Origin of the sequence: Sinorhizobium sp. KGO-5, assembly GCF_036245905.1 — a bacterium.
GTDB classification, from domain to species: Bacteria; Pseudomonadota; Alphaproteobacteria; order Rhizobiales; family Rhizobiaceae; genus Sinorhizobium; species Sinorhizobium meliloti_A.
This window is the reverse complement of record NZ_BDIZ01000003.1, coordinates 37696-62768: the sequence shown is the minus strand read 5'-3', so window position 1 is coordinate 62768 and position 25073 is coordinate 37696. Positions and strand designations below refer to the sequence as shown.

Genomic DNA, 25073 nt, shown 5'->3' with positions numbered 1-25073 from the left:
GGCACACACAGCTTCCCTGCGGCTGTAAGGCGGACGGCCATGCAGCCGCAGGTGCGTGCGCGCGGTCCAACTCTGCAAACACAGCCGGCACTCCGGAACAAGAGCGGCTCTCCGGCAATTGTGCAGGGGTGAGAACATCCTTCTTATCGCCGAGGTACGTCCTGCCGACGCCCCTCGATATCAGGAGTTGAGCGATGAAAATTGCGCAGATCGCACCCCTTGCAGAACGCGTCCCGCCGAAGCTTTACGGAGGCACGGAGCGAATCGTCCATTGCCTGACCGAAGAACTCGTAAGGCTGGGCCATGACGTGACCCTTTTTGCCAGCGGCGATTCGCTTACAAGTGCCGAGCTGGTGCCCTGTTGCGATGTCGCGCTTAGGCTCAATGCGAAAGTTCAAGATTTCCTTCCCCATCACATCGCAATGCTGGAAGAGGTCCGCCGCCGCGCGCCTCAGTTCGACGTTCTGCATTTCCATATCGAATTCCTGCATTTCCCCCTGATCAGAGATTTCGCCGACAGGACGGTGACGACACTTCATACACGCCTCGATCTGCCCGATCTGCAACCCTTCTATCTCGCCTTCCCCGATATCCCCCTGGTTTCGATATCGCAGCACCAGCGAGCGCCGATGCCGCCGGTCAACTGGAGGGGCACTGTGCTGCATGGACTGGATCCGACGGTGTTGGCGCTGCGGGAAAGACGATCTGACGCGTATCTGGCATTCCTCGGGCGCATTGCACCGGAGAAGGGTCCCGACCGCGCGATCGAAATCGCCGCACGGACCGGCATGCCTCTGAAGATCGCTGCGAAGATCGACGCCCAGGATCGCGCCTATTGGGAAGCAGTCGTCGAACCTCTCGTCGCAAGCCATTCCAACGTCGAATACATCGGCGAGATAGACGAAAACCAGAAGGCGGACTTCCTCGGCAATGCGGCAGCACTCCTTTTTCCGATAAACTGGCCGGAACCGTTCGGCCTCGTGATGATCGAGGCGATGGCCTGCGGCACTCCGGTGCTTGCCTTCCGCTATGGCTCGGCGCCGGAGGTGATCGACGACGGTGTGTCGGGGATCCTGGTCGACACGGTCGACGAAGCGATCGAAAGCCTCGAACGGGTGCTGGAACTCGACAGGCGTAAGGTTCGCGAAAGCTTCGAGAGACGGTTCACTACCGAACGGATGACACGCGATTATCTCGACATTTACCAGAACCTTCCGGGTGTCCTGAGGCAGACCGCCCCCACCCCGCAAGGCGAGCCCAAGAAAGTCGGCCTCGAGGCGGCATGAGGAACGCATCGGACGACAGATAAGATTTTTCTGCGGCGCCTTTGACGAAAGACGCCTGACGCGAACGATGCCATCGCGTCAGGCGTTATCCGTTCATGAAGGGCTCGCTCCTGTTGCTCCGAAACGGGTTCCTCGTGGCGCTCGGCTTTGCTGCAAGTTTCGCCGTCGCCTATCTGGCCTACCGGCTTCTGACGTCATGAGACTGATGGCTTAGTCGTTGGCGTCAAACCGGATTTTGCCTCCGGACCGGTAGAATCGGGAGCAGGATCAAAGTCGCAATGGACCGGGAACGTCCAGAAGCCCGGAGCGTTTTCGCATATGTGGCAGCCGGCTGGCGTCGCGAAACTCAAGACCTGGAGTACAGCCATGGAACTGACGAACGCGCGTAAACTTGCGACCGAGTACCTGCGCCTCGGCGGCCATCGCCGGGTGGTCATCGACGATAACCAGACATCGGTCAGGAATTGGGAGAACGAGCCCAAGGAGGCGGAAGACTTCTGGAGGACGAACATCGAGACGCTGTCGCCGCAGATGCAGCGCGAAGTGGAACTCCTCCTTCCGACGATCAATCGTGCCTGAGGCGTTTGGAACCGAAATCGCGATCCGGAATTTTAATCCGTGAACGCGCTCGCGGAAGCGACGGACATGAATCTTGCCTCTGAACAGTTGCTGGATCTGACGCCATCCGCCACATCCGCCTGGTGGACCCAGCACCGTGGCGATACGCCCGTCGTCGCGACCGCCATTCACGACGGCCATGCCACGCGTGCCGCGGTGCGGCGCATGTTCGCGATTTCCGAAGAAGAACGTCTGCGGGAGGAGGATCCCTTCACCGAGTTCCTGATCCGCGACTTCGCCAATCGGATCATCGTCCATCGTTCGCGGTTCGAGGTGGACATCAATCGTCCCCGCGGCGGCGCAGTCTACCTGCGGCCGGAACAGGCCTGGGGCCTGGACGTGTGGGCGGAAGAACCGCCGCAGGCCCTCGTCGATGCATCCCTTTCCATGCACGACGAGTATTATGCGATGCTGGCATCGTTCCTTGCCGGTATAGAACGCTGCCACGGACGCTTCGTCGTCATCGACGTTCACAGCTACAATCATCGCCGTGCCGGACCGGAAGCGGAGCCGACGCTTTCGACCGATGCACCGGACATCAATATCGGCACCATCTCGATGGATCGCCGAAAATGGGCGCACGTGGTCGACAGCTTCATGGCGGCGCTTCGCTCCTTCGATTTTCCCGGCCGACCACTGGACGTGCGCGAAAACATCGCCTTTCAGGGGCGGGGCGAACAGACGCGCTTCATCCATGAGCACTTCCCCGACACGGGCTGCGCCATCGCCGTCGAATTCAAGAAGGTCTTCATGGAGGAATGGACGGGCGAGCCGCGCCCCGAAGTGCTCGCAGCGCTCAGAAGATTGCTCGCCTCGACGCTGCCTGCACTCAACGACGCTTTGGAGCGGGGTCGATGAAGCTTGCGCGCATACCCATCGAGGCGGGGGTCGATCCTCCCGATTGGCTGGCGGAGGCGCTGGCCGCGATCGAGGCAGGCAGGGCCGTGCGCAAGGAGTTCGAAGGCGGCGGACGCCTCCACATCGACCGCGCCCTGCCCTTTCTCTGCGTGCACTTGGCCGGCAGCGACGGGGCACCCGTTGCGCGCGAAGTGGTCCGCGCGAACGCCTCCCACCTGCTCGCGCAGGATGCTGCCACGGCGAAACCTATCGTCGCCGCAATCGGAAAACTGCTCGAGCGTCGCTTCGGCGCCTTCATGGTGCTCGAAATGGACGAACTCGCGCAGGATGAGCTCCTGACCGACCATGCGCCTTTGCTGCCGCCCTTCAAGGTCGAAGTGATGGCCGGCGCCGAGGCAAATATCCGAGCCGCAGCAATGGCCTTCGTCGAGGCCGTCGAAGCGATCCCCGCGAAGTTCCGAACGCCGCGGGTCGAACTCCATGAGCGGCCGCAGGATTCCGCACTGGAGGGAGAGACGCTCGATCTGCCATTCCCCTCGATGCGGGTTCGTTTCGCTCCGGTCTACCGGCAGCGCAATTCCGGCCGGATCTTCCCGGAAGTGCGCGAGCGGTTGATCGCGAGCATCTTCGATGCCGCCCTGCACGCCTTCGCTGCCTTCGCCCGGTCGACGCGCAGCCTCCAATTCCCGACCCATCGCGCCCTCGGGAGAAAGGCATTCATCGATGCCGTGGAGCGCACCGACCGCAGCATCGACGAAGTCGCCTCGAGCTTCGATTTTCTTCTCGCCGTCACGCCGATAAACGCGGAAGCCGCCTGGAGCGAATTCGCGGCGAGCGATTTCGCGCGCGCGCCGCGTTTCCTCTACCGGCCTTTGATCATCGAGATCGAAGCCGCAAAGAAGACGCTGTTCTCGATCCCCTTCGATCACCTCGAAGACCCGGTGCTCTATCAGCTCTACCGTGAAAAGCAGCAGGAAGTCGATCTGCAGCTGACGATGCTCTCCGCCCGTGAAACGAAGAAGTTCATCGAGTTCGGCCGTGCACTGTACGGTCCGGTCGAGCCGGACCTCCTGCGCGCGGCCGAAGAGATCCTCGCCCGCACCCAGAAAATCGCCGCGCACCCGCAAGCACCCGCCGAACGCCGTGCCGACAGCCGTTTCGTCGAAATGCGGGCGGGCGAGATGATCGCCGCATATGCCCGGCAGTATGCGGGCTTCGAAGCGCTCGTGGAGGTGCGGGACGATCTTCCCGCCGGGTTGCTGGTTTCGGGAAGGCGGCTTTTGATCGCGCGCAGCACGATCATGGAGCCCGGTCGCGTCGATCCGATCCTAAGCCACGAAATCGGCGTTCACCTCCTGACCTATTTCAATGGATCGGCGCAGGGGCTTCGCCTGTTTCGCTCCGGTCTTGCCGGGTATGAGGGAATGCAGGAGGGCCTTGCGGTCTTCGCGGAATATCTTTCGGGGGGAATGACCGGCGAGCGGCTGCGTCTCCTCGCCGCCCGTGTGCTCGCCTGCGCCGCGATGATCGATGGCGCGTCCTTGCCGGAGGTGTACCGCCTGCTCGTCAAGGAACACGGATTCCAGAGGGCTGACGCCTTCAACGTCGTTCTGCGGGTATATCGCGGCGGTGGCCTCGTCAAGGACGCGATCTACCTGCGCGGACTTCTGGAACTCCTCGATCATCTCGCAGCCGGGGGCGCGCTCGAGCCCTTCTGGATGGGCAAGATCGCCGCCTCCCATTTTGCCGTCATGCAGGAACTTCATGCCCGTGGACTGCTCGGCGGTCCTTCGGTTCGACCCATGTTTCTGGATGGTCCGGAAGCGCCGTCGCGGCTTGCCAGAGCGCGCGAGCGGATGGCTCCACTCGATATGCTGCGGCAATAGGAGCGGCTCACATGCGCATCGCTTTTTTCGTCAACTCCATCGAAGGCGAAGCCCCCTATTACACGACGACATGGCTGGCGCTCGCGGCGCTCGCACGTGGTCACGAGGTCTGCTACGTCACGCCGGGCGACTTCGTGCTGCGCCCCGACGACAGCCTCCTGATCCGCGCAACGACGCTGAAAGGCACGAAGCCGAAGAAGCCGGAGACGCTGCTCACAGCGCTCAAGGGCGAGCAGGCACAGATCACCACGCTCGACCTGCGTGAGGTTCAGGTGCTTTTCCTGCGGAACGACCCTTCCGAAGACGCGGACACGCGGCCCTGGGCAGTCTATGTCGGCACGAATTTCGGGCGGCTCGCCGCCGCGCGCGGCATTCTGGTCGTAAACGACCCGGACGGGTTGTCGCTCGCGCAGAACAAGCTCTATTTTCAGGAGTTCCCCGAGATCATCCGGCCAACCAGCCTGATCTCGAGAAGCATCGAGGAAATCCGCGGCTTCATCGAGGATCATCCGGGCGGGGCTATCCTGAAACCCTTGCAAGGCTCCGGCGGCAAGAACGTCTTCAAGATCAACTCCAAGGACGAGGCCAATCTCAACCAGATCTTCGAGGTCGCCAGCGGCGGCGGCTACCTGATCGCGCAGAACTACATTCCCGACGCGGTCGCCGGCGATATTCGTCTGTTCCTGTTGAATGGCAGGCCGCTCGAGCGCGACGGCGTCTACGCCGCCTTCCGGCGCGTTCCTGCCGAGGGCGACGTACGCTCGAACATGCATGTGAGCGGCAAGCCGGAAGCCGCGACCGTTACGCCTCAGATTCTCGAGATCGCGGAACGGCTTCGCCCCAAGCTCATCGAAGACGGCATGTTCCTGGTCGGGCTCGATATAGTCGGTGACAAGGTGCTGGAAGCCAATGTCTTCACGCCGGGCGGTCTTCCCGAGATTGCGGCGCTTTGCGGTGTGGACTTCAGCGAAGAGATCATCATCGCGCTGGAAAACAAACTGCGAATCCACGAACTCTACCGCGGGACCATTCCGAACCGCACGTTAGCGGTCCTTTGACCGCGCGCCGGCACGCTCTTCCGATCTCGCGCACTGCACGATCTGTGGGCGAATCCACCGACGCGTCCCGTCGTCAGCAAAAGTGAGTTTACAAAAGTAATATAGTATGATTTTTTCTCGATCAGCTGCATGGAAGAGCAGCTTTCTTTGGGAGGAAATCATGAAAATCGTGAAGGCACTTGCGAGTGCAACGATCCTTGCTGCCTGCACTTTCGGCAGCGCTTCGGCCGCCGAACTGGTCGTCGGCTTTTCTCAGATCGGATCGGAATCCGGCTGGCGTGCAGCCGAAACGACGCTGACGAAGCAGCAGGCGGAAGAGCGCGGCATCGACCTCAAATTCGCCGACGCGCAGCAGAAGCAGGAAAACCAGATCAAGGCGATCCGTTCTTTCATCGCGCAAGGGGTGAATGCCATCCTTCTCGCTCCGGTCGTCGCCACCGGCTGGGATGAAGTCCTGGCGGAGGCCAAGGACGCGGAGATCCCGGTCATCCTGCTCGATCGGACCGTCGACGCCTCCGACGATCTCTACCTGACGGCGGTCACCTCCGATCTCGTCCACGAAGGCAGCGTGGCCGGCAAATGGCTTGTCGATACCGTCGCGGGCAAGCCGTGCAACGTCGTCGAACTTCAGGGCACCACCGGCTCCTCGCCGGCGATCGACCGCAAGAAGGGATTCGAGCAGGCGCTTTCCGGCAACGACAACCTGAAGATTGTCCGCAGCCAGACCGGCGACTTCACCCGGACCAAGGGCAAGGAAGTGATGGAAAGCTTCCTGAAGGCCGAGGACGGTGGCAAGAACATCTGTGCGCTCTATGCCCATAACGACGACATGGCGGTGGGCGCGATTCAGGCGATCAAGGAAGCCGGTCTGAAGCCCGGCAAGGACATCCTCGTCGTCTCGATCGACGCTGTTCCGGATATCTTCCAGGCGATGGCTGCCGGCGAAGCCAATGCGACGGTCGAGCTCACGCCGAACATGGCAGGCCCCGCCTTCGACGCGCTTGCCGCCTTCCTCAAGGACGGCAAAGAGCCTCCGAAATGGATCCAGACGGAATCGAAGCTCTACACGCAGGCCGATGATCCGATGAAGGTCTACGAAGAAAAGAAGGGCCTCGGCTACTGATCCCGCCAGTGCTCGGCCCGAAAAATCGACACCGACTATCGGGCCGAGCGCACTGAGCTAGAACCCGCGGCAGCCGCCGCGGGCCATTCCATCGAACGGACGCCCGATCGTTCGTCAGGCGGCATTCCAGAGACGGCAGCCATGCAGACCAGCAGCGACAATATCCTTTCGGCCACAAGGATCGAAAAGGGCTTTCCCGGCACGAAGGCGCTGGACAAGGTGGATTTTCATTTGCGGCGCGGCGAGGTTCACGCGCTCCTCGGGGAGAACGGCGCCGGCAAGTCGACGCTCATCAAATGCCTGACCGGCGCCTATCGCCGGGATGGCGGCAGCATGCTGCTCGACGGGACCGAGGCCGACCCGCGCGACACGTTCGATGCCCAGAGGCTGGGCATCGGGACCGTTTACCAGGAGGTCAACCTGCTGGGGAACCTCACTGTTGCCGAGAACCTCTTTCTCGGACGGCAGCCCCGCCGCTTCGGCATGGTGGACACGCGCACCATGAACCGCAAGGCGCGGGAACTGCTCGCGGAATACGAACTGGACATCGACGTCACCCGTGATCTCGCGAGCTATTCCGTAGCGATACAGCAGGTCGTGGCCATCGCCCGGGCCGTGGATCTTTCCGGCAAGGTTCTGATCCTGGACGAGCCGACCGCGAGCCTCGACGCACACGAGGTGGAGATGCTCTTCCGCATCGTGCGGCGCCTTAAGGGACGCGGGCTCGGCATCATCTTCATCACCCACTTCCTGGAGCAGGTCTACGCCATCTCCGATCGCATCACCGTTCTGCGGAACGGGCAATTGGTCGGCACGCGCAACGCGGCCGATCTCGACCGGCGCGAGCTGATCGCAATGATGATCGGTCGCGAACTGGCGACGGAGATCCATTCCGCCCATTCCGACCCGGTCGCGGGTGAGCCACGCTACCGCTTTCGAAACTTTGGCCGCCGCGGAAAGATCGACCCCTTCGATCTCGATGTCCGCGCCGGAGAAGTCGTCGGCATGGCGGGCCTGCTCGGCTCGGGGCGGACGGAAACCGCAGAAATCCTCTTCGGCGCCCACCGTGCCGATAGCGGTACCGCCGAGATCGAAGGCCGGACCGTCGATCTTTCCTCGCCGCGTGCCGCAATCCGGCAGAAGTTCGGCTTCTGCCCGGAGGACCGCAAGACCGCGGGCATCGTCGGCGATCTGTCCGTGCGCGAGAATATCGTGCTCGCCCTTCAGGCAAGGCGCGGCTGGACCCGCCCGATCCCCCGCGCGGAGCAGAACCGTCTCGCGGACCACTACATCCGGGCACTCGATATCCGCACCGCGGATCGCGAGAAACCGATCAGGCTGCTTTCCGGCGGCAATCAGCAAAAGGCCATTCTGGCGCGCTGGCTCGCGACCGAACCGGAGCTGCTCATCCTCGACGAGCCGACGCGCGGCATCGACGTCGGGGCGCATGCGGAAATCATCAGGCTCATCGAGAGCCTGCGCGAGAAGGGCATGTCGCTCATCGTCATCTCCTCTGAAATAGAAGAACTCGTCGCCTACAGCACGCGGGTGGTCGTCCTTCGCGACCACGCCCACGTCGCCGAACTCGATGGCGCTCAATTGACTGCACATCGGATCGTCGAAGCGATCGCTGCGACCAACGGGAGGGAAGCGTCTTGATTCCGATTATGCGGACCTACGCCGGCCGCCTGCTGCCGCAGCTCATCGCGTTGACGGCAATTGTCATAGCGATTTCAATTGTCTTTCCCGGTTTTCTAAACCTGCAGATCCAGAACGGCCGTCTGTATGGAAGCATGATCGACATCCTCAACCGCGGCGCGCCCGTCGTTCTTCTGGCGATCGGAATGACCGTGGTCATCGCCACCAAGGGGATCGATCTTTCCGTCGGCGCTGTGATGGCGATCTGCGGCGCGGTTGCCGCCTCGCTGATCACGTCCGGGCATTCGCTTGCAGAGACCCTGCTCGCGACGCTCGCGGTAGGCATCATCTGCGGCATCTGGAACGGGGTTCTGGTCGCCTTCCTCGACATCCAACCGATCATCGCGACACTCGTGCTGATGGTGGCTGGGCGCGGCATAGCCCAACTCATCACCGAGGGGACCATTCTCACTTTCAACCACCCCGGTCTGATCTTCATCGGTAGCGGTTCCTTTGCGGGCCTGCCCATGCCGATCGTCATCTGGCTGGTTTTCGGCCTCATCGTTGCGCTCCTCGTTCGACGGACGGCACTCGGCATGCTTGTCGAGGCGATCGGCATCAACCGCCAGGCAAGCACGCTCTCGGGCGTGCTCACGCCCGTCCTCCTGGTGGCCGCTTACGTGCTCTCGGGCCTTTGCGCCGCGATCGCCGGCATCATCGCCGCCGCCGATATCCGCGGTGCCGATGCCAACAATGCCGGGCTCTGGCTGGAACTCGACGCCATCCTTGCGGTGGTCGTCGGCGGCACGTCGCTGCTCGGCGGCCGCTTCAGCATTGCGGCGTCTGTGCTGGGCGCCGTCATCATCCAGGCGATCAATACCGGCATTCTCCTGTCCGGCTTCCCGCCCGAGTTCAACCTCATCATCAAGGCAGCGATCATCATCTTCATCCTGGTGCTCCAGTCACCGCGCTTCCGCACGGGGGTCTCGTTTCTGAGTATCCCGAAGGCAGCCGGCAAGCCGACCGAGCGAGAAGCGAAATGAAGCAGAAATATCTTCCACTTACGGCAACGATCTTGATCTTTGTCTTAAGTTACGCGCTCTGCGTCGCGCAGTATCCGAACATGCTTTCGACCCGCGTGATCGGAAACCTTCTGACCGATAATGCCTTCCTCGGCATCGCCGCCGTCGGCATGACCTTCGTCATCCTTTCGGGCGGCATCGATCTGTCGATCGGCGCTGTGATCGCATTTGCCGGTGTCTTTCTGGCCGTCGTACTGGAGCAAGGCGGCATGCATCCGCTCGTCGCCTTCGCGTTGCTGCTGGCCATCACGACGCTGTTCGGAGCGCTGATGGGCGCGATCATCCATTATCTCGAAATGCCGGCATTCATCGTTACGCTCGCCGGCATGTTTCTCGCCCGCGGCATGGCTTTCGTACTGTCGATCGACTCCATTCCGATCAAGCATCCCTTCTACACGACCTTGAAGAGCCTCTATTTCAAGTTGCCCGGCGGCGGGCGCATCACCCTCATAGGCGGCCTGATGCTGTTCGTCTTCGCGGTCGGCATTCTCATCGCCCACCGCACCCGCTTCGGCACGAATATCTACGCGCTCGGCGGCGGCACGGCGACGGCGAAGCTCATGGGCGTTCCGGTCGCTGCCACCACGATCCGTATCTACGCGCTGTCCGGGTTGCTGGCCGGCCTGTCTGGCATCGTCTTTTCGCTCTATACCTCCGCCGGATACTCGCTGGCCGCCGTCGGTGTCGAGCTGGACGCAATCACCGCCGTCGTTATCGGCGGGACGCTGCTCACCGGCGGATCCGGCTTCGTTGCCGGAACGCTGGTCGGCATCCTCATCCAGGGTCTCATCCAGACATACATCACGTTCGACGGCACGCTTTCGAGCTGGTGGACGAAGATCCTGATCGGACTCCTGCTCTTTGCCTTCATCCTGCTGCAGAAGGGGATCATCCACCTGTCGCGCCCCGAACGGCAGCGGGCGTAGCCGCGGGGTCCGCGCGCCATGCCGGGAATCTTCGGTAGCCAACGGGGCAAACGCACGAGCCACAGGCTCGTCGTCGACGAACTCGGCCAGGCGGTGGTCAGCGGCGAGTTTTCCGTCGGCGACACGCTACCCGGCGACACCGATCTCGCTGCGCGCTTCAACGTATCGCGCACCGTGCTGCGCGAAGCGATGAAGACGCTCGCCGCCAAAGGCCTTGTCGTCGCCCGCGCCCGCATCGGCACCCGGGTGCTGCCCCGGACTCACTGGAACCTCTTCGACAGCGATGTGCTCACCTGGCATTTCGGTGCCGGTGTCGACGAGGATTTCCTGCGTCATGTGAGCGAGGTGCGGCTGGCCCTCGAACCCTATGCGGCGGCACTGGCAGCACGCCGCGCCAGCGACGCGGACATTGCGCGGATGATGCGGCTTGCCGTCGCGATGGGCGATGCCGGCCACAGCCCCCACACGCTGGCGCTCGCCGATCTCGAATTCCACCTCCGCCTCCTGGAGGCCTCGCTCAATCCATTCATGCGAACGGTCGGCAGCCTGATCGAGGCGGCGCTGATGGGCGTTTTTCAGCTTACCAGCCCGACAGCTGATGAAACGGAGATCGACCGCGTCGCGATCGCGCATATCCGCATCGTCGAGGAGATTCGGCGCCGTGACGAGGAAGCCGCACGCAGCGCGATGGAGCATGTGATCCGCGTCGGTCAGGAGCGGTTGATCATGGATCTGAAGGGGCGGGAGAGTTAGCGACGCGATGGCCCCTCATCCGGTCTGCCGGCCACCTTCTCCCCGCAGGCGGGGCGAAGGGGACTCGCGGACCCTCCGCCTCACTTGCGACCCGCTGAGAGGATTGTGACGCAGCCGCTTGCCCCTTCTCCCGGTCAAGAAGGGGAGAAGGTCGCGGCAGCGGGATGAGGGGCGGCGCGAGGCGTAATTTGGGCGTCCAATTGCGCTCTTTTGGGTTCGAGGCGCTTGCCCGTTTCGGCATCGAAGAGATGCAATTGCTTCGGGTCTATCGCCAGACCGATAAGTTCCCCGCCCGATGCAGCGGAGCGTCCGGTCTCCACGACCATGAGTTCCGGCTGGGTCGCCGAAGTTATGTAAGTGGCCGAGCCGGTCGACTCCACGACGCCGACGGGAATGTCGAAGGCACCCTGCCCCGCGCCGACGATGCGGATGTGTTCGGGCCGAATGCCGACGGTGACCGACGCCCCCGGCGATACCGGGTCGATGAGCGAGAGCCTCGCTTTTGTTGCGCCGAGGTCCAGAGCCAGGTGGCCGCCGTCGTCCTGCACGAGCGCGGGGATGAAGTTCATCGCCGGCGAGCCGATGAACCCGGCAACGAAGCGGTTGGCCGGCCTGTCGTAAAGATCGAGCGGGCGGCCCTGCTGCTCGATGACGCCGTCGCGCATGACGACGACATGGTCCGCCATGGTCATCGCCTCGATTTGATCGTGCGTCACATAGACTGAGGTCGCCCCCAGCCGGTCGTGCAGCGCCCGGATCTCCTTGCGCATATGCACGCGCAGCGCGGCATCGAGATTGGACAAGGGCTCGTCGAAGAGGAATGCCTTGGGATGACGGATGATGGCGCGGCTCATCGCGACCCGCTGGCGTTGCCCGCCCGAAAGTTCGCGAGGATAGCGCTTCATGAGATGGGAAAGGCCGGTGGTCGTCGCCACCTCGGCCGCCGCCTTCAATGCGTCGGCCTTTTTCACGCCGCGTATGCGCAGGCTGTAGGTCAGGTTCTCCTCCACCGTCATATGGGGGTAGAGCGCATAGGACTGGAAGACCATTGCGACGTCGCGCTTGCGCGGCGGAACGTCGTTCATCCGCGCACCCGCGATCTTCATCTCACCGGCCGAAATCTTCTCGAGCCCGGCCAATGACCGCAGGAGCGTGGACTTGCCGCAGCCGGAAGGCCCGACAAGGGCGACGAAGGTCCCCTCCTCTATCGCGAGATCGATGTCCTTGAGTGCGTGGTAGGAACCGTAGAACTTGTTGACGCCGTTGAGCTCGATCTGAAGGGTCATTTGAGGGCTCCTGAAGTGAGGCCGGAAACGATGCGGCGCTGCAAGAGGATGAAAGCGGCAAGGATGGGCGTCACATAGATCGTGGCATAGGCCATGATATTGTTCCATTCATTGGTGTTCGGGCCCATGAAGGTGTTGAGGCCAACGCTTGCGGGCTGCAGCTCGACGGCCTGGATCATCGATTTCGAATAGACGAATTCGCCGAAGGCCTGCATGAAGATCAGGATCGCGCTGACGAGAATGCCGTTGCGGGCGAGCGGCAGCACGATGTTGAAGAAGGCGCCGATGCGCGAATTGCCGTCGACGAGCGCTGCCTCTTCGAGCTCCATCGGCACGCTCATGAAGGTTGCGCGGACGAGAACCACGAAGAAGGGCATGCTTTTGGCAGCGATCGCCAGGATCACGGCAAGACGCGGCGTATCGAGGAGGCCCACTTGCGAGAAGCCGACAAAAATCGGCGTCACCATCAGGGAAGCGGGCAACACCTGCAGCATCAGGATGAGGAACAGGCCGATGTCCACCCAGACGTTGCGATAGCGCGCGAGCACATAGGCACAGCCGACGCCGAGCACGGCGATCAGCGCCACCGAGCCGAAAGCGATGACGAGCGAATTCCAGAGATACCGCGCCATGTTGCGGCTCTCCCAGACGAAGGCGTAGATGCTCCATTGCGGTTCGCTCGGCCAGAATTTCGGCGGGGTCGCAAACATCGCCGAGCCGGTCTTCAGGGCGGTGATGTACATCCAGTAGAGCGGGAAGAGATAGATGGCGGCGAGCACGAGCGCGACAGCCAGCATCAACCGGTTGCGGAAAGTGTCACTCATCCTCTGACCTCATGACGCGTCGAGCGGACATAGACGACGGAGGCGAACATCACGAAGACGATCATGATGACCGAGATCGTCGCGCCCTTGGCGAAATCATACTGACGGAAGGAAAGGTCCCAGGCCCAGTATTGCGTGACATTGGACGTGTTGTTCGGTCCTCCGGACGTGATGGCGGCGAAGAGATCGAACTGCTGCAAAGTGAAGATGAGCCCCAGCGCGACAATGGCACCGATCGTCGAGCGCATCATCGGCAGAGTGATCGTCCAGAAGCGCTGGAACGCATTGGCACCGTCGAGCTCGGCCGCCTCGTAGAGGTCCTTCGGAATACCTGACAGGCCGACCGAAAGCAGGATCATGTTGAATGAGGTGCCGAGCCAGATATTGGCGATGATCACGGCCCAGAGCGAATAGTTCGGGTCCGAACGCCAGAAGATGTTGCCGGAAATCACGCCTGTTTCCCGCAGCAGAAAATTGAGAACGCCGAAATCGCCGGAGAGAATCCAGTTCCAGATGGCGCCGACAACGAGGCCCGGCATGACCCAGGAGACGAGGAAGAGACCGCGCAGCCACGACGCACCGGGGAAATTGACCCAGAAGAACAGCGCGAGACCGAAGCCTATGAGGAACTGTCCGGCGATCGAGGCGGTCACGAAGATGGCCGTGTTGAGGAGAATGGGCCAGGTTTCGGGTTGAGCGAAAAGTTCGATATAATTCTTGAACCCCACGAACGGCCGCGTAAAGCTGCCGAGGCTGAACATGTCGACTTCCTGGAAGCTCATCACGACATTGTAGACAAGCGGCAGCCCGGAGAGGATGAACAGGAATGCGAGCGGCAAGCTCACAAGACCGATATCGAAGCCCCTGCCATCCGTTATGCTCGATAGAATTCTTTTCATTGGCGATCACCTGTCCCTTGGGCCGAGTCTCGCGCGGCCTGTGCAGCGGCGACCCCGGCCGAAGCCGGGGATCGCCTCTCTCGGGAGAAAATCCTGGGCGGATCGTCGCGACAATCAGCCGAGAACCGCCTTTATCTTCTCGGCCGCCTGGTCGAGCGCTTCCTTGGAACTCATCTGCCCGGTAAGCGCCGCCTGGATGGCGTCCTGAATGGCTTTGGAGATCTTCGGCCACGCGGGATGGGGGCCGCGGGGCTTCGCATATTTCAGCTGTTCCACGAAGACCTGGAGTGCCGCGTCCTTTTTCGGTTCGCCGGTCGCCGGAATAGCGATGTCGGAGCGCGGCGGCAGCTGTCCGAAGTCCTTGAACATCCGGTCGTCCTGAGAAACGAAATATTCGAGAACCTTGAAGGCTTCTTCCGGATGCTCGGTATTTGCGAAGACCGCCCAGTTGAAATCGCCCATGGCCGAAGAGCGTTCGGCGCCGACTTCCGGTACGGGCAGCAGCGCTACGCCCCAATCGAACTTCGCTTCCTCGAGCATGCGATCGATTTCCCAGGGGCCGGAGATCGCCATGGCCGCGTTGCCGGAATTGAAAGTACCGGTGGCGTCCCATTGGCTACGCGTCAGCGTGTCCGGCGAGGCGAGCTTCTCGTCGATGATCGTTTTCCAGACGTCGAGCGCCTTGACCGCGCCCTCGGCGTTGATGTTGTCGTAACCGCCACCGGCCATCTGCGCCCAGGGCAGGAACTGGAATGTCCCCTCCTCGTTGGCTTTGGCTGAGAAGGTGATGCCGTAGACGTTCTGAGCCGGGTCGGTCAGCTTGCGCGCCGCCTCGACGAGCTCGTCCCACGTTTGCGGGGGCTTGTTCGGGTCCAGGCCCTTCGCCTTGAACATGTCCTTGTTGTAGTAAAGGGCGATCGTGTTGGTGGCCTTTGGAATGCCGTAATATTTGCCATCCCAGGTCACCGAGGCGAGAGGCCCCTTGAAGTAGTTCTCCGGCTTGACGACCGAGGACTTCGCGATCATCTCGCTCAGATCGAGAAATGCACCGCGGGACGCAAAGAGCGCGTGTTCGGGATTGTCGACAGCGATGATGTCCGGCGCCTGCCCCGTCGAATAGGCCCGCATGGCTTCGCTGACCACGTCGTCGAACTGGATTTGCCGATATTCCACTTTAATGCCGGTGTTCAGCTTGTTGAATTCCTTTATCAAGTTAGGCGCCGGCTGGATGTCCCGGTCGAGCGACCAGACGCTGATCGTGACGTCGTCGGCGCTTGCCGAAAACGCCGGCAGGGAAACACTGGCAAGGGCGAACGCGCCCAGCATTGCAAATTTACGGATACCCATGGACTCCTCCTCTTTCGGGTTTTTCCGCAGCCGGCGCCCCCCGTGCCGGCCGTCGGGCATGTCTCAGGCCGGATCGGCGACGAAGTCGCCGCCGCGGCAGCCTTTCAGATAATTCAGAGCGTGCACCTGGCCCGTCATTTCCAGCGCATCGCGATATACCGGGTCATGCCAGCCTTCGATGTCGATCGAACCGGACCAGCCGGCGAGCCGGAGTTCCGAGATGATGTCGGTCCAGTTGCTGTCGCCGAACCCGGGCGTGCGCATGAAGACGAACTTCTCCTTGCCGAAGATGCCGTGCTCGCGGATGACGTCCCAGCGGATCGTCGCGTCCTTGCCGTGCACATGGAAGATCTTGTGCGCCCATTTGCGGATCTGCGGCAGCGGATCGATCAGATAGACCATCTGGTGGCAAGGCTCCCACTCCAGGCCGATGTTATCGTCCGGCGTCTCGTTGAAGATGAGTTCCCAGGCGTCCGGATTGTGAGCGATGTTCCAGTCGCCGGTTGCCCAGTTGCCGTCCATGGCGCAGTTCTCGAAGGCGATCTTTACGCCCTTGTCGGCGGCGCGCTGGGCGAGCTCGCGCCAGACCTTGCGGTAGCGCGGCAGGCTGTCGGTCAGCGGCCGGTTGCGGATGCGTCCGGTAAAGCCGGCAACGCATGTCGCGCCGAAATGGTGAGCGTTGTCGATGCAGTCCTTCCAGCCCTGCAGGCTCTGGAGGTCGATGTCGGTCTCCTCCAGCGGATTGCCGAACATGCCGAGCGTCGAGATCGTGATGTCGCGGTCGCCGATCGCCTCACGGCAGCGCTTGCCGAGCTCGGCAAGATCCTGGCCGTTGGTGGTCTGCCAGAAGAAGGGTTCGAAGCTTTCGAACCCAAGATCGGCGATCTCGCCTATGCGCTTCGCGGCTTCGCCCTTTGTGGCGCTGATCATGGTGCCGACGCGGATGGATTTGGCTGGATTGCTCATCAGATGCCTCACTTCAGATTGTCACGCGTTGCCGGGTGCGGGCGCTTTCGATCGCCGCAAAGACCATGGCAAGGCTGTTGATATTGTCGTCGCCCGCTGTCTCCGGCTTGGTACCGGATCGGACCGCAGCGACGAAATCGGCGATGACGCTGGCATGTCCGTGCGTCTCAAGCGGATCGGCTGGTTCGGGAACTTCGACCGGTACGAGTGGCCGGAAGAAACCCTCGCTGCCGGCGACACGGTTGGCGCTCAGCGCCTCGGCGCCATCCCAGAGCAGCGTGCCCTTGGTGCCGATGATCCGCCACTCGCTCTCCCAGCTCGTATTGGCCCCTTCGGCACACCAGGAACCGCGATAGGTGAAGGTCACATTGTCGGAAAGCTCGAATATCGCGGTGGCGGCCGCGCCGTGCGCGTACCAGGAGCCCTGCGGGTTTTCTTCGTGGCAATATACGGCGAGCGGCGTCTTGTCGGCGATGAACCGGGCGGCATCGAAGGTGTGGATCGCCATGTCGAGAAGCAGCACATGCTCCATCTCTTCGCGAAAACCACCGAAATGCGCGCCGATGAAGAAGTCGCAATGGATGCCCGTCAGATCGCCGATCGCGCCGCTTTCGATAAAGCGGCGGATGCGGCGTATGCCGGAGATGAAGCGGCGGTTCTGTACGATTGCATGGATCCTGCCCGCATTCCTGGCGAGTTCGATCAGCTCGCGGCCGGCTTCGAGCGAGGCCGCCATCGGCTTTTCGCTCAGCACGTGACAGCCATGCCTGAGCGCGGTGGCGACCACGTCGCGGCGCGCCGTCGGTACGACAATGTCGAAGAGGATGTCGGGTGCCGCTTCCGTCAACACGCTATCGAGGTCCGAACCGACAACGGCGTCTTCGATCTCGAACTCCGCCGCGAGCGCACGAGCCGCTTCGGGGTTCACGTCGACAAGCCCGACGACCCGGATTGCCGACTGGAGTTCGCGGTCCGCGGCGATCGCCTTGAGCCAACCTTTGGCCATAGCTCCGCACCCGCACAGAACTGCGCGCAAAATCACCATTCTCCTCCCGCAAACCTGCGTTTCCGGCTTGTTTCAGCCACCGTAAACGTTTACGGAACTATGCGGACTTTCCGAAACATGTCAATAGGGATTCGGAAAACTGGGCCGGTGCCGGGGAATGGCGGACTGCTTATGGCCGCCTGACCGGTTCAACTGCACAGTATCTCGCTCGTGTCGATTGCCGGTCGAGTCACCGGTGACCAGAGAGGAAAAGCGCTTCGCATGAAGGGAATTCGGCGCCTGGCGCAACATCTCGATATTTCGATCGGAACCGTTTCGCGCGCACTGAACGGCCGCCCCGACGTCAATGAGGAGACGCGCAGGCGTGTCCTGGAGGCGGCTGAAAGGCTCGGCTATGTGGCGAACCAGTCTGGCCGCAGCCTGAGGCAGGGCACCACCAACATCATTGGCTTCATGATGCAGACCGGAACGGAGATCACCGGCCAGGGCGACACGTTCTTCATGAGCGTCTTCGACGGCGTGCAGGCGGTTTTCGCCAGGCACAAGCTCGACCTCGTTGCCCTGCTCTGCTCGTCGGAGGAAGATCCGACCGATTACCTGCGCCGCGTCGTCGCGCGCGGTTTTGCCGACGGGTTGATCCTTTCGGCAACGCGGCGCCACGATCCGCGCATAGAGTTTCTGGCCGAACGCAACATCCCCTTCGTAACGCTCGGCCGAAGCCTGACGGATGCCGGCCGCCCCTGGCTCGACCTCGATTTCGAGGGAATGGCGCAGATCGCCATCGACCGTCTGGTTGCGCGCGGACATCGCCGCATCGCGGTCACCCGTCCGCACGACGATGCCAACCTCGGCTACATCTTCGTCGACCGTTGCCGAGAAGCGCTTGCCGCGCATGGCCTTCCCTTGGAGGAAGAGTTGATCTTCCGATCGACGCCGAACGAGACCGGCGGCTATCAGATCGCGCGCGAGCTCCTGGCGCTCAAGGACCGACCGACGGCGGCCCTGCTCGTCAATGAGACGATTGCCATCGGTTTCTACCAGGGCCTCTCCGAAGCGGGCGTCAGGCCGGGCCGCGACATTGCGGTGATCGGGCGCTACAGCCCGCATGCACACTTTCTCTCGCCGCCGCTCACCTGCTTTCGCTTGTCGCTGCGCAACCTCGGCATAGCGCTTGCGGAAACGCTTCTGTCGACCATGCCTGCCTTCAAGCACCATTATCCGCAAGCGCCGGTAAACGCGGTCTGGCCGATGGAACTGGTCGAGGGCGAAAGCGACGGCTTTCTCGTCAATGGCGACGAAAGTCGTGGCTGACATAAGCCCCGCCGAGGTGGATCATTTTACCGATCCGCAGGTTTGAAGCTTGCTGCATGATTCCTTAAATCCGAGCAGATTGCGGGGCAATGTCATGGAGCACGCAAAGTGCTAGGCGGGTTCTGCGCCTTGGGCACACGCCGCCGTAGGAACCTGCCGGCTGCAGTCCGGATCGGTGACTGCTCCTGAAAGGAGACCCCATGCGCGGATTTTTCTTCCTACTCGCCGGGCTGTCCGCAACGACGGCCTTTGCCCACGACGCTCCAAGCGGTTGGCAGTATCCGAGCGCCTGCTGTTCAACAATGGATTGCCGCCAGGTCGCGCAGACAGCGATCAGCGAGCGACCGCAAGGCTATATCGTCAGAGCAACTGGCGAAGTCCTCCCCTATGCCGACAGCAGAGTCCGAATGTCGCCGGACGGCGAGTACCACTGGTGCTCTGCGGCGGGTAAAGCCTATGGGAAGACGATCTGTCTGTTTGTACCCCCGAGGGGTTATTGAATAACCGAGGCGTCGAGAACCGCACTTCTCGTCATGCGGGTCCGGCACCGCGCCCGATCGGAGCGCGGTACGATGGCGGCCGGCGTCAGCGGGCGTCCGCCGATCCGGGGTCGCTCTCGAGCGTCGACAGGATCCGGTATGCAGCTTTCACGCGGGCAGGAATCGGGTAGTTCCTGTTGGCCAGCATCACGATGCCGATGCGCTCGGCCGGGACGAAGGCTGCATAGGCGCCGAACCCGTTGGTCGAGCCGGTCTTGTTGATCCACACGTTCTCCCTGGGCGCCGCGGGTGGAACGAGTCTGGTGACCTTGTGCGGCTCGAGTGCCATCCGGCTGGAATTGCCGGCAAGCAGATCGTCGAGCTTCGTCGGATAGGAATACATCTCCCAACCGAGCCCCTGCGTCATGGCGCCGACCTTGAAATATCCCGTGTGCGTTGCGGCGATTGCGCGCCGGATCGTCTCGTCCAGGCTCGTGCCATCCATGTTCGCCTCAACGACGCGGATCAGATCGGCAGCGGTCGTCTTCACGCCGTAAGCTTCCGAGTCGAGAACGCCGCGCGTGACGCGGATGGGCTTGCCGGCTTTCGAATAACCATAGGCATAATCGTCCAGCCGGTCCTGCGGCACGGCTATGAAGGTGCTCGTCAAGCCGAAGGCCGGGAATATCCTCTTCTCCATCAGATCGGCGAAGGGTTCGCCCATGCTCTTTGCGGCGAGATAGCCGAAGAGGCCGATGCTCGGGTTCGAGTAGAGCCTGTACGTGCCGGCGGCATAGGTCGGGCGCCAGCCCCTGTAGTAGTCGATCATGCTCTTCTGATCGGCAACGGAATCGGGAAACTGCAAGGGCAGTCCGCCGGCGGCATAGGTCCCGAGATCGAGAAGGCTGATCTCGTCGAAGCTCGTTCCGGCGAGCGCCGGCAGGTATTTGCCGGCAGGATCGGACAGGACCAAGTCCCCACGCGCTTCGGCATAGGATGCGAGCGTCGCCGTGAAGGTCTTGCTGATCGAGCCGATCTCGAACAGCGTTTCGTCGGTGACCTTCTGCCCGCTCGCCTTCGACGCGAGGCCGTAATTGAAGATGTACCTCTTTCCGCGGGCGGTGACCGCGACCGCCATTCCCGGAACGCCATTCTCCTTCATCAGCGGCCGGATCGTCTCGTCCACTACGCGTGCAAGCTGTCCTTCATCGCCTCGGTCGGCGGCGTGCGCACCGGCTCCGCAGCAGAGCAAAGCAGCCGCAGCCATTGCGAATTTCGTCGCGGAAATCTTTGTCATGACAGGTGTCTAGCCTCGTGTTCGTTTGGATCTCCCGCATGGCGGGTGCGGCCGTCCGTCAACCCGCATGCGCCGGAGCTGCGGCGCGTGCCCGGCGCACAGCAACCGGACGAGGCAAACAGACGGGACATGCTTATGAGCCCTGTGCGCATTTCACAAACGACAAGAACTTGCGCGAGCCATTAGAAGAACTTGGGCATCGCATTGCATGTGGTCGCCTCCGGGCCGGCATGTCGAGGCCACGAACCGGCGCTACCCTTTGCCCGACACCGCGATCCTAGAAATAGATCGTCATGACGATGTCCTGATCGAAATCGCCGAAACCCTTGCCGAAGATGTTCAGCCCGCCGGGGTTCTCCGCCTTCTCGTCGATGCCTATCCGGAACCGTATCGAATGATGATCCGGTATGCCGAGGGAATTTATCGTCTGAGTCGACACCATCGCGCCGTCGATCCATGTACCGCGGTCGTCGATGGACCAGGTCTTGAGCTTGCCGTATTGCGAGCCGCTGAGTTTCCACCACGCCGGCGAATACATGCCCCGCCGGTCGCCATAATCACCGGGCGACGTCCAGTAGCCGGCCTTGATCCCATTGATCCAGATGGAGATATCGGAGGGCCAGTTGGCGTTGGTGGCCGGCGTCTCGGAGCTCAGTTCGGCGGAGAACTCGATCTTCCGGACCGTCCGCCCCGTGACTTTGGCATTGTTCGGAAACTTGTATTCGACATAGCCGCGCGTGAACCAGAGCAGTGCGGCCTGCATGCGCTGCGGATCGAGAAAGACTTCCTGGACGTCGAGCATGCCTATGACGTTGTTGACCGAGCAGAGCCCGCAGGGCGCTTCCACCTCGAATTCGGTGAAAAGGCCGATCGGCATGCTGACGGTCACGACGTCGTCCGCAAGATTGGTGCGGTCGTCGAAACGGATGAGGATCTCGCCGTAGATGCTGGAACAGATCTTCTGATTGCCCTTGGTCGCCTTCATCGTATGCGTCTGGATGAGGCCGGCCCTCTCCAGAGACTTGAGGTTGGTCGCCGTCGTCGATTGCGGCAGGCCCATATGGGTCGCGATCTCGTTGACGTTCAGAGGCCCCTTCAGGCGCAGAAGGTTGAGTATCTCGATGCGCGTTGCCGAGCCCAATGCCTGGACGACATCCGCATCCTTGATCGGGTCCACTGTAAGAAGCTTCGTCTCCATACTCTGCTACTGCCGCTCCGGCTCAGGCGTGATCTGCGCTGATAACACGCACCTCCGCCAATTGTCGCACTGTTTCGTTTTACGAATGCCGATCCGGCGGTCGAAACCGCCGCGGATCGCCCGCTCAGCCCTTGATGCCGGATGACAGCATCAGCGCCTGCGTCACCCTCTTCTGGAAGAGCAGATAGGCGAGCGCGACCGGCATCGCCGCGAGAATTGCGACGGCCATGTCGCGTGCATATTTCACGCCGAAGGCGTCGTCGACCTGCGTGATACCGACGGTCACCGTCATCATCTCCTCCGAATTCGTCACGAGGAACGGCCAGAGGAAGGCGTTCCAGGCCATGATGTAAGTGATGATCGCCAGCGCCGTCGTGATCCCCCAGTTGAGCGGAAGATAAAGCCGGAAAAGGATCTGGAAATCGCCGCAGCCGTCGAGCTTCGCCGCCTCGCGCAGCTCCTTCGGCACGGAGTCGAAGAATTGCTTGTAGACGATTACGACCACCGGGACGATGAGCTGCGGCAGGATGATGCCGCCCCAGCTGTTGATCAGACCAAAGCGGTACATCAGCACGAATTGCGAAACGACCAGGGCCTGGGAGGGAACCATGAAGCTCGCGAGAATGATCCCGTAGAGGAGCCGCCGGCCCGGAAAGACGATCTGCGACAGCGCATAGGCGCACATGACGCTGATCAGGATGACGACCACGGTGACCGTTATCGAGGTGACGAGCGAGTTCACATACCAGGTTGCGAGATTGGTCTCGAACAAAGCAAAATAATAGGCCGAGAAGTTGAAGACGTCGGGGATGAAGGTCGTCTTGCTGATGACTTCCTGTTCCGGCTTCATCGACGTCACCGCCGCCCAGTAGAGGGGAAAGGCCCACATGCACGCGACGCACAGGGTAAGAAGCAGAAGAAGGATATTGCCGATGGATTTCCGTTGCATCGCTCAGCGCCCCCTCACGCGCAGAAGCTGGTACTGAAGCACCGATACGGTCACGATGATCAGGAACAGGAAGACCGCCACAGCCGAGCCGAGCCCGCCGTGGTTGAGGCGGAACGCCTCGCGATAGACGAGCTGAAGCAGGACGTAGGTCGAGTTGAAGGGACCGCCTTCCGTCATCAGATAGACCTGATCGAAAATCTTGAGCTGCAGGATGAGTTGCAGTGTCAGGACGAGCGCGGTGACCGGCCAGATCAGCGGCCACGTGATGCGCTTGAAGCATTGCCAGCGCGTCGCGCCGTCGAGCATTGCCGCCTCGTAATAGTCGGCCGGAATGTTGCGCAGGCCGGCTATGAAAAGCAGAAGGTTGAAGCCGTTGGTCCACCAGACGGTGACGAGGGCCACCATAGGCATTGCCCACAGAGGGTCGCGAAAGACACTGATGCGCCTGCCGGTGACGAATTCGATGACATGTTGCGCAATCCCGAATTGCTGATCGAGCACCCACTCCCAGATCTGCGTCACGACCGAGACAGGCAGGATATAGGGCAGGAAGAACAGCACCAGGATGAGGCTCTGAAGCCAGCCTTTGAGGCGCACGACCATGAGCGCCAGACCGAGACCGATCAGCGTGTTGGGTACGACGGTGAGCACGACGAAATAGCCCGTGTTCCACACAGATGTGAAGAACAGTTTCTGGTTGAGCAGCTTCAGATAATTGTCGAAGCCGACCCACTCGCCTTCGCCGATCAGCGGCGCGTTGGTAAAGCTCAAGGCGAACATCTTGTAGACGGGATACGCGAAGACCGTCAGATAGGTGATCACGAACGGTGTGATCATCAGAACCGCGGTCAGCGTCTTGCTCCGTCTCTCGCTCGTCATCACCGAAATAGTCCTCCCCGTTGCCAAATGTACGAACCACCGGCCGGCGCAGTGGCCGGCCGGTTCGTTGATTTTCGCGTTACATCTGGCTCTTCAGTTCTTCGCGCATCTGCTCGATGGCATCCGCCGGATCGAGCTGGCCGTTCAAGGCAGGCACGATGAAATTCTGCGTCGCCTCGTAGATCGGTCCGCCAACGCCGGCCAGCGGAGAGACGGGATCGAAGACCGCGGTGTCGGCGAGCTTGACGTAGGTCGAATTCGGCTGCATCGCTTTGAATTCGGCGCTCTCGGTCACCGGTTTATAGGCTGGAATGTGGCCGGCACCGGCCCAGGAGATGCTGTGTTCGTTCATCCAGGCAATGATCTGGAGAACCGCTTTCAGCTTCTCCGGCGAGATCGGCTTTTCTTCGCTGTTCGGAACGGCAAAGGCATGGGAGTCCGCCCAGGTTGCAGGCTGTCCCATCAGAACCGGGATCTGGACAGCGCCCCATTCGAAACCGAGATCGTTGTTCTTCTCGAGATCGACCATCGTCGGCACTTCCCAAACGCCGTTGATGTGCATGGCCGCCTTGCCGGAGGTGAAAAGAGCGATCGAAGCCTCATAGGATATGAGTTCCGGCGAATAGCCGGACGAAACCCAGTTGGCCATCGATGTCAGCGCCTTGACGCCGGCCTCGCCGGGCAGGATCTCCTCGCCTTCGATGAACTTGGCGCCCTGCTGGGAAAGGAGCGTGTAGAACACCCGCCACATCGAGCCGCCTTCGTCGGTGTGGAGCGAAAGCGGATATTGGACCTTGCCGGTCGCCTTGATCTTTTCGAGGGCGGCGTTGAAGTTGTCGAGGCCGTCCAGGCCCTTCGGCAGGCCGTCGTCCCCGAGCAGGCCCGCCTCCTTCAGAATGTTCTTGTTGTAGTAGAGGACAACCGAATGCACGTCGAAGGGAATGCCATAGGTCTTGCCGTCGGCAGAAGCCGAGTTCCAGCTCGCTTCGACATAGTTTTCCTTCTTGATTCCGGCTGCCTCGAGTTCTTCAGGTGCCAGTGGCCGCAGAACGCCCGAGGGTATGGCAAGCGGGAAGCGTGACAGATGATAGGTCATGATGTCGGGCTGCTGGCCGACGGCGGCCGCCGTCTGGACCTTGCTGTAGAAGGGTACGCCCCATTCGAGCGTGGTCGCGTTGATGCGGATGTCCGGGTGCGTGTCGTTGAACTCCTTGATGAGCGCCTTCATGCGGACGCCGTCGCCGCCGCTCAGGAAGTCCCACCAGGTAATGTCCGTCTGTGCATGGGCAACTGCCGAAGGCAGGATCGCCAGAGCACCCGCAAGGGCAAGTTTCAGTAGCTTCTTCACGTCTCTCTCCTCCTGTTTTGAAGTTCAATCCACCGGCTTGCGCCGCATTGCTCCTC

At 61.7% G+C, this 25073-nt stretch carries 23 protein-coding genes; 12 read left to right on the top strand and 11 right to left on the bottom strand.

The features are described 5' to 3' along the window. Positions 1-194 precede the first annotated feature (194 nt). From BHD07_RS14390 to BHD07_RS14345, 10 genes are all read left to right on the top strand, one after another. Entirely contained in the window at positions 195-1286 is a 1092-nt protein-coding gene (locus BHD07_RS14390) for a glycosyltransferase family 4 protein (RefSeq protein WP_018099150.1), read from the top strand. A gap of 366 nt (positions 1287-1652) precedes the next feature. Further along, positions 1653-1865 (top strand): hypothetical protein, encoded by a 213-nt coding sequence (locus tag BHD07_RS14385; protein WP_018099148.1) that lies wholly within the window; start codon positions 1653-1655, stop codon positions 1863-1865. Between the two features lie 39 nt (positions 1866-1904). Beyond that, positions 1905-2762 (top strand): N-formylglutamate amidohydrolase, encoded by an 858-nt coding sequence (locus BHD07_RS14380; protein ID WP_338281078.1) that lies wholly within the window; start codon positions 1905-1907, stop codon positions 2760-2762. Next, positions 2759-4648 (top strand): flavohemoglobin expression-modulating QEGLA motif protein, encoded by a 1890-nt coding sequence (locus BHD07_RS14375; RefSeq protein WP_338281075.1) that lies wholly within the window; start codon positions 2759-2761, stop codon positions 4646-4648. The genes BHD07_RS14380 and BHD07_RS14375 overlap by 4 nt, the downstream gene beginning before the upstream one ends. An 11-nt stretch (positions 4649-4659) precedes the next feature. Further along, the gene (locus BHD07_RS14370) at positions 4660-5706 is read left to right on the top strand and encodes a glutathione synthase (RefSeq protein WP_100670329.1); all 1047 of its coding nucleotides are present in this window, start codon (positions 4660-4662) and stop codon (positions 5704-5706) included. 160 nt (positions 5707-5866) lie between these two features. After that, positions 5867-6829 (top strand): galactofuranose ABC transporter, galactofuranose-binding protein YtfQ, encoded by a 963-nt coding sequence (ytfQ, locus tag BHD07_RS14365; protein ID WP_004434596.1) that lies wholly within the window; start codon positions 5867-5869, stop codon positions 6827-6829. Positions 6830-6970: 141 nt separating this feature from the next. Then, a complete protein-coding gene (ytfR, locus tag BHD07_RS14360) occupies positions 6971-8488 on the top strand; it encodes a galactofuranose ABC transporter, ATP-binding protein YtfR (protein ID WP_275599085.1) in 1518 nt (505 codons plus the stop codon). Between the two features lie 8 nt (positions 8489-8496). Continuing rightward, a complete protein-coding gene (locus BHD07_RS14355) occupies positions 8497-9510 on the top strand; it encodes an ABC transporter permease (RefSeq protein ID WP_375341905.1) in 1014 nt (337 codons plus the stop codon). Then, positions 9507-10475: a galactofuranose ABC transporter, permease protein YjfF gene (gene yjfF / locus BHD07_RS14350; protein WP_018099141.1), complete on the top strand. Its 969-nt coding sequence runs from the start codon at positions 9507-9509 to the stop codon at positions 10473-10475. Before BHD07_RS14355 ends, yjfF begins: the two co-directional genes overlap by 4 nt. An 18-nt stretch (positions 10476-10493) precedes the next feature. After that, a complete protein-coding gene (locus BHD07_RS14345; RefSeq protein WP_338281068.1) occupies positions 10494-11228 on the top strand; it encodes a FadR/GntR family transcriptional regulator in 735 nt (244 codons plus the stop codon). Positions 11229-11362: 134 nt separating this feature from the next. Here the strand turns inward: BHD07_RS14345 and BHD07_RS14340 are convergent, their stop codons facing one another. The 6 genes from BHD07_RS14340 to BHD07_RS14315 form a co-directional block, all read right to left on the bottom strand. Beyond that, on the bottom strand, positions 11363-12514 hold the full coding sequence (locus tag BHD07_RS14340) for an ABC transporter ATP-binding protein (RefSeq protein ID WP_338281066.1): 1152 nt from the start codon (positions 12512-12514) through the stop codon (positions 11363-11365). Beyond that, on the bottom strand, positions 12511-13338 hold the full coding sequence (locus BHD07_RS14335) for a carbohydrate ABC transporter permease (RefSeq protein ID WP_004434577.1): 828 nt from the start codon (positions 13336-13338) through the stop codon (positions 12511-12513). The genes BHD07_RS14340 and BHD07_RS14335 overlap by 4 nt, the downstream gene beginning before the upstream one ends. After that, positions 13335-14237: a carbohydrate ABC transporter permease gene (locus BHD07_RS14330; protein ID WP_338281061.1), complete on the bottom strand. Its 903-nt coding sequence runs from the start codon at positions 14235-14237 to the stop codon at positions 13335-13337. Before BHD07_RS14330 ends, BHD07_RS14335 begins: the two co-directional genes overlap by 4 nt. Positions 14238-14351: 114 nt before the next feature. Then, entirely contained in the window at positions 14352-15584 is a 1233-nt protein-coding gene (locus BHD07_RS14325) for an ABC transporter substrate-binding protein (protein WP_338281059.1), read from the bottom strand. A gap of 63 nt (positions 15585-15647) precedes the next feature. Continuing rightward, positions 15648-16550, bottom strand: a complete 903-nt coding sequence (locus BHD07_RS14320) for a sugar phosphate isomerase/epimerase family protein (protein WP_100670336.1) — start codon at positions 16548-16550, stop codon at positions 15648-15650. A 13-nt stretch (positions 16551-16563) separates the two neighbouring features. After that, positions 16564-17595 carry a Gfo/Idh/MocA family protein gene (locus tag BHD07_RS14315; protein ID WP_338281055.1) on the bottom strand — a complete coding sequence of 344 codons (1032 nt, stop codon included), beginning with the start codon at positions 17593-17595 and terminating at the stop codon, positions 16564-16566. A 222-nt stretch (positions 17596-17817) separates the two neighbouring features. On the opposite strand from BHD07_RS14315, the gene BHD07_RS14310 reads away from it, so the two are divergent. Both BHD07_RS14310 and BHD07_RS14305 read left to right on the top strand, forming a co-directional pair. Then, the gene (locus tag BHD07_RS14310) at positions 17818-18867 is read left to right on the top strand and encodes a LacI family DNA-binding transcriptional regulator (protein ID WP_338281054.1); all 1050 of its coding nucleotides are present in this window, start codon (positions 17818-17820) and stop codon (positions 18865-18867) included. A gap of 200 nt (positions 18868-19067) precedes the next feature. After that, on the top strand, positions 19068-19367 hold the full coding sequence (locus BHD07_RS14305; protein WP_100670339.1) for a hypothetical protein: 300 nt from the start codon (positions 19068-19070) through the stop codon (positions 19365-19367). 85 nt (positions 19368-19452) lie between these two features. Here BHD07_RS14305 and ampC read toward each other — a convergent pair whose 3' ends face one another. The 5 genes from ampC to BHD07_RS14280 form a co-directional block, all read right to left on the bottom strand. Then, positions 19453-20643: a class C beta-lactamase gene (ampC, locus tag BHD07_RS14300; protein ID WP_338281051.1), complete on the bottom strand. Its 1191-nt coding sequence runs from the start codon at positions 20641-20643 to the stop codon at positions 19453-19455. Between the two features lie 277 nt (positions 20644-20920). Beyond that, complete coding sequence (locus tag BHD07_RS14295; protein WP_018096984.1) at positions 20921-21841, bottom strand: ArsR/SmtB family transcription factor; 921 nt, start codon at positions 21839-21841, stop codon at positions 20921-20923. 124 nt (positions 21842-21965) lie between these two features. Continuing rightward, positions 21966-22790 (bottom strand): carbohydrate ABC transporter permease, encoded by an 825-nt coding sequence (locus tag BHD07_RS14290; RefSeq protein WP_004434537.1) that lies wholly within the window; start codon positions 22788-22790, stop codon positions 21966-21968. A 3-nt stretch (positions 22791-22793) separates the two neighbouring features. Next, entirely contained in the window at positions 22794-23669 is an 876-nt protein-coding gene (locus BHD07_RS14285; RefSeq protein WP_018096985.1) for a carbohydrate ABC transporter permease, read from the bottom strand. A 79-nt stretch (positions 23670-23748) separates the two neighbouring features. Continuing rightward, positions 23749-25017: an ABC transporter substrate-binding protein gene (locus tag BHD07_RS14280; RefSeq protein ID WP_275599076.1), complete on the bottom strand. Its 1269-nt coding sequence runs from the start codon at positions 25015-25017 to the stop codon at positions 23749-23751. Positions 25018-25073 lie beyond the last annotated feature (56 nt).

Coding starts and splice junctions, on each gene's coding strand:
- BHD07_RS14390 (WP_018099150.1), top strand. CDS start 195: ATGAAAATTGCGCAGATCGCACCCCTTGCAGAACGCGTCCCGCCGAAG.
- BHD07_RS14385 (WP_018099148.1), top strand. CDS start 1,653: ATGGAACTGACGAACGCGCGTAAACTTGCGACCGAGTACCTGCGCCTC.
- BHD07_RS14375 (WP_338281075.1), top strand. CDS start 2,759: ATGAAGCTTGCGCGCATACCCATCGAGGCGGGGGTCGATCCTCCCGAT.
- BHD07_RS14370 (WP_100670329.1), top strand. CDS start 4,660: ATGCGCATCGCTTTTTTCGTCAACTCCATCGAAGGCGAAGCCCCCTAT.
- ytfQ (WP_004434596.1), top strand. CDS start 5,867: ATGAAAATCGTGAAGGCACTTGCGAGTGCAACGATCCTTGCTGCCTGC.
- ytfR (WP_275599085.1), top strand. CDS start 6,971: ATGCAGACCAGCAGCGACAATATCCTTTCGGCCACAAGGATCGAAAAG.
- BHD07_RS14355 (WP_375341905.1), top strand. CDS start 8,497: ATGCGGACCTACGCCGGCCGCCTGCTGCCGCAGCTCATCGCGTTGACG.
- yjfF (WP_018099141.1), top strand. CDS start 9,507: ATGAAGCAGAAATATCTTCCACTTACGGCAACGATCTTGATCTTTGTC.
- BHD07_RS14345 (WP_338281068.1), top strand. CDS start 10,494: ATGCCGGGAATCTTCGGTAGCCAACGGGGCAAACGCACGAGCCACAGG.
- BHD07_RS14340 (WP_338281066.1), bottom strand. CDS start 12,514: ATGACCCTTCAGATCGAGCTCAACGGCGTCAACAAGTTCTACGGTTCC.
- BHD07_RS14335 (WP_004434577.1), bottom strand. CDS start 13,338: ATGAGTGACACTTTCCGCAACCGGTTGATGCTGGCTGTCGCGCTCGTG.
- BHD07_RS14330 (WP_338281061.1), bottom strand. CDS start 14,237: ATGAAAAGAATTCTATCGAGCATAACGGATGGCAGGGGCTTCGATATC.
- BHD07_RS14325 (WP_338281059.1), bottom strand. CDS start 15,584: ATGGGTATCCGTAAATTTGCAATGCTGGGCGCGTTCGCCCTTGCCAGT.
- BHD07_RS14320 (WP_100670336.1), bottom strand. CDS start 16,550: ATGAGCAATCCAGCCAAATCCATCCGCGTCGGCACCATGATCAGCGCC.
- BHD07_RS14315 (WP_338281055.1), bottom strand. CDS start 17,595: ATGGTGATTTTGCGCGCAGTTCTGTGCGGGTGCGGAGCTATGGCCAAA.
- BHD07_RS14310 (WP_338281054.1), top strand. CDS start 17,818: ATGAAGGGAATTCGGCGCCTGGCGCAACATCTCGATATTTCGATCGGA.
- BHD07_RS14305 (WP_100670339.1), top strand. CDS start 19,068: ATGCGCGGATTTTTCTTCCTACTCGCCGGGCTGTCCGCAACGACGGCC.
- ampC (WP_338281051.1), bottom strand. CDS start 20,643: ATGACAAAGATTTCCGCGACGAAATTCGCAATGGCTGCGGCTGCTTTG.
- BHD07_RS14295 (WP_018096984.1), bottom strand. CDS start 21,841: ATGGAGACGAAGCTTCTTACAGTGGACCCGATCAAGGATGCGGATGTC.
- BHD07_RS14290 (WP_004434537.1), bottom strand. CDS start 22,790: ATGCAACGGAAATCCATCGGCAATATCCTTCTTCTGCTTCTTACCCTG.
- BHD07_RS14285 (WP_018096985.1), bottom strand. CDS start 23,669: ATGACGAGCGAGAGACGGAGCAAGACGCTGACCGCGGTTCTGATGATC.